Source organism: Aliivibrio sp. S10_S31 (assembly GCF_014694495.1).
Taxonomy (GTDB): Bacteria; Pseudomonadota; Gammaproteobacteria; order Enterobacterales; family Vibrionaceae; genus Aliivibrio; species Aliivibrio fischeri.
The window spans coordinates 1-335 of the sequence record NZ_JAAUWR010000132.1 but is presented as its reverse complement, the minus strand read 5'-3'; the positions used below and the strand labels follow the sequence as shown (position 1 = coordinate 335).

Sequence of the window (335 nt, the reverse complement as noted above, 5' to 3'; positions counted from 1 at the left end):
CCAACGTTAGAACATCAAGCATACAAGGGTGGTATTTCAAGATTGCCTCCACAAATACTGGCGTACTTGCTTCAAAGGCTCCCACCTATCCTACACATGTAGGGTCAATGTTCAGTGCCAAGCTGTAGTAAAGGTTCACGGGGTCTTTCCGTCTAGCCGCGGGTACACTGCATCTTCACAGCGATTTCAATTTCACTGAGTCTCGGGTGGAGACAGCGTGGCCATCATTACGCCATTCGTGCAGGTCGGAACTTACCCGACAAGGAATTTCGCTACCTTAGGACCGTTATAGTTACGGCCGCCGTTTACTTGGGCTTCGATCAAGAGCTTCGACC

The 335-nt window shown here is 50.1% G+C and carries 1 rRNA gene; it reads right to left on the bottom strand.

The features are described from left to right. Nucleotides 1–335: ribosomal RNA gene (locus HC728_RS19925) — 23S ribosomal RNA — on the bottom strand; the annotation flags it as partial.